Origin of the sequence: Gordonia lacunae (assembly GCF_002149015.1) — a bacterium.
GTDB lineage: Bacteria > Actinomycetota > Actinomycetes > Mycobacteriales > Mycobacteriaceae > Gordonia > Gordonia lacunae.
Genome location: NZ_NGFO01000073.1, coordinates 1 through 3,521, shown reverse-complemented (window position 1 = coordinate 3,521; position 3,521 = coordinate 1). Strand labels below are relative to the sequence as shown.

Annotated in this window: 2 rRNA genes; both read left to right on the top strand. The window is 55.4% G+C overall.

Going from position 1 to position 3,521, the window contains the following annotated elements:
- Positions 1 to 82: 82 nt before the first annotated feature.
- Positions 83 to 3,218 (top strand): 23S ribosomal RNA (locus tag CA982_RS26115).
- A gap of 124 nt (positions 3,219 to 3,342) precedes the next feature.
- Positions 3,343 to 3,459 (top strand): 5S ribosomal RNA (gene rrf / locus CA982_RS26110).
- The last annotated feature ends 62 nt before the right edge of the window (positions 3,460 to 3,521 follow it).

The window sequence follows — 3,521 nt, the reverse complement described above, 5'->3', positions numbered from 1 at the left end:
GTGTGTGTGTGATGTCTACATTCGGTCCTCGCGGTGCGGCCCTGTTGTGGGGTTGTGGTGTGGGGGTTGTTTGTAGGTGTTGTTGTAAGTGTGTAAGGGCGTTCGGTGGATGCCTTGGTACCAGGAGCCGATGAAGGACGTGGTAGGCCGCGATAGTCCTCGGGGAGTTGTCAAACGAGCTGTGATCCGAGGGTGTCCGAATGGGGAAACCCAGCACGAGTGATGTCGTGTTACCACCAGCTGAATGTATAGGCTGTGTGGGGGGAACGTGGGGAAGTGAAACATCTCAGTACCCATAGGAAGAGAAAACAATTGTGATTCCGTGAGTAGTGGCGAGCGAAAGCGGAGGAGGCTAAACCATGCGCATGTGATACCGGGTAGGGGTTGTGTGTGTGGGGTTGTGGGGTTCGTCTTCTTCCATCTGCCTGTGGAAGCGTGAGTCAGAAAATCGTGTGTTAGGTGAAGTGGCCTGGAATGGTCTGCCGTAGTCGGTGAGAGTCCGGTAGCTGAAAACACATGGTCTTGCGTGACGGTGTCCCCAAGTAGCAGCGGGCTCGTGGAATCTGCTGTGAATCTGCCGGGACCACCCGGTAAGCCTGAATACTTCCTGGTGACCGATAGCGGACAAGTACCGTGAGGGAAAGGTGAAAAGTACCCCGGGAGGGGAGTGAAATAGTACCTGAAACCGGACGCTTACAATCCGTCAAAGCCTGTGGGCTCTTTGGTGAGTCGTGGGTGATGGCGTGCCTTTTGAAGAATGAGCCTGCGAGTTAGTGCTCGGTGGCGAGGTTAACCCGTGTGGGGTAGCCGTAGCGAAAGCGAGTCTGAATAGGGCGTTAGAGTCGCCGGGTCTAGACCCGAAGCGGAGTGATCTACCCATGGCCAGGGTGAAGCGTCGGTAAGACGTCGTGGAGGCCCGAACCCACTTCAGTTGAAAATGGAGGGGATGAGTTGTGGGTAGGGGTGAAAGGCCAATCAAACTCCGTGATAGCTGGTTCTCCCCGAAATGCATTTAGGTGCAGCGTCACATGTTTCTTACTGGAGGTAGAGCTACTGGATGGCCGATGGGCCCCACAGGGTTACTGACGTCAGCCAAACTCCGAATGCCGGTAAGTGAGAGTGTGGCAGTGAGACTGCGGGCGATAAGGTTCGTAGTCGAGAGGGAAACAGCCCAGATCGCCGGCTAAGGCCCCTAAGCGTGTACTAAGTGGAAAAGGATGTGGGGTCGCGAAGACAACCAGGAGGTTGGCTTAGAAGCAGCCACCCTTGAAAGAGTGCGTAATAGCTCACTGGTCAAGTGATCCTGCGCCGACAATGTAGCGGGGCTCAAGTACACCGCCGAAGCCGCGGCACTCACATATAGCCCGTCGATCGTTTATGGATGGTCGGCCAGGTGTGTGGGTGGGTAGGGGAGCGTCCTGCATCCGTGGAAGCGCCGGAGTGATCCAGGTGTGGAGGGTGTGGGAGTGAGAATGCAGGCATGAGTAGCGAAAGCAGAGTGAGAAACTCTGCCGCCGAATGACCAAGGGTTCCTGGGCCAGGCTAATCCGCCCAGGGTGAGTCGGGACCTAAGGCGAGGCCGACAGGCGTAGTCGATGGACAACGGGTTGATATTCCCGTACCCGTGTATCCGCGCCCATGCTGAATCAGTTGTACTAACCATCCTGATCCCCCAGGAGCACCTTCGGGTGCCGGGTGGGGTGATGCATGGGACCTTGGCTGGTAGTAGGCAAGCGATGGGGTGACGCAGGAAGGTAGTGGGGCCAGTCAGTGGTTGTACTGGTGTAAGCCTGTAGGGCGAGTGATAGGCAAATCCGTCACTCATGATGCCTGAGAGGTGATGCGTAGCCGTTGAGGTGAATTCCATGATCCTATGCTGCCGAGAAAAGCCTCTAGTGAGTTGGTACACGGCCCGTACCCCAAACCAACACAGGTGGTCAGGTAGAGAATACTAAGGCGATCGAGAGAACTGTGGTTAAGGAACTCGGCAAAATGCCCCCGTAACTTCGGGAGAAGGGGGACCCATCCTGGTGATGATCCTTGCGGTCTGAGCTGGTGTGGGTCGCAGAGACCAGAGAGAAGCGACTGTTTACTAAAAACACAGGTCCGTGCGAAGTCGTAAGACGATGTATACGGACTGACGCCTGCCCGGTGCTGGAAGGTTAAGAGGWCCGGTTAATCACTTCGGTGGTGAAGCTGAGAATTTAAGCCCCAGTAAACGGCGGTGGTAACTATAACCATCCTAAGGTAGCGAAATTCCTTGTCGGGTAAGTTCCGACCTGCACGAATGGCGTAACGACTTCTCTGCTGTCTCAACCACAGACTCGGCGAAATTGCAGTACGAGTAAAGATGCTCGTTACGCGCGGCAGGACGAAAAGACCCCGGGACCTTCACTATAGCTTGGTATTGGTGTTCGGTTCGGTTTGTGTAGGATAGGTGGGAGACTGTGAAGTGGGCACGCCAGTGTTCATGGAGTCGTTGTTGAAATACCACTCTGATCGTATTGGACTTCTAACCTCGGACCCTGATCGGGTTCAGGGACAGTGCCTGGTGGGTAGTTTAACTGGGGCGGTTGCCTCCTAAAAGGTAACGGAGGCGCCCAAAGGTTCCCTCAGCCTGGTTGGCAATCAGGTGTTGAGTGTAAGTGCACAAGGGAGCTTGACTGTGAGACGTACATGTCGAGCAGGGACGAAAGTCGGGACTAGTGATCCGGCACCGGCAAGTGGAAGCGGTGTCGCTCAACGGATAAAAGGTACCCCGGGGATAACAGGCTGATCTTCCCCAAGAGTCCATATCGACGGGATGGTTTGGCACCTCGATGTCGGCTCGTCGCATCCTGGGGCTGGAGTAGGTCCCAAGGGTTGGGCTGTTCGCCCATTAAAGCGGCACGCGAGCTGGGTTTAGAACGTCGTGAGACAGTTCGGTCTCTATCCGCCGCGCGCGTAAGAAACTTGAGGAAACCTGTCCCTAGTACGAGAGGACCGGGACGGACGAACCTCTGGTGTGCCAGTTGTCCCGCCAGGGGCACTGCTGGTTAGCTACGTTCGGAAGGGATAACCGCTGAAAGCATCTAAGCGGGAAGCCTGTTCCAAGATGAGGTTTCTCACCCCCTTTGCGGGGTTAAGGCCCCCTACAGACCATGGGGTTGATAGGCCAGAACTGTACGCACAGCAATGTGTTCAGGTGACTGGTACTAATCGGCCGAGGACTTACCAACAACACCCACAACATCACCACAACTCGTCAGAGATTGTCGGTTGGTGTTCGCATCCACTATGTACTTCTGAAACAACACACAATAAACAGACAACCTGTTGTGTGTGGTGGTTGTTTCATAAAGTTACGGCGGCTATAGCGGAGGGGAAACGCCCGGCCCCATTCCGAACCCGGAAGCTAAGCCCTCCAGCGCCAATGGTACTGCACCCTAATCAGTGTGGGAGAGTAGGACACCGCCGAACACAATTTCAGAAATGCCCCGCAACCCCAGGTTGCGGGGCATTTCTCATACCCCCATCAACTC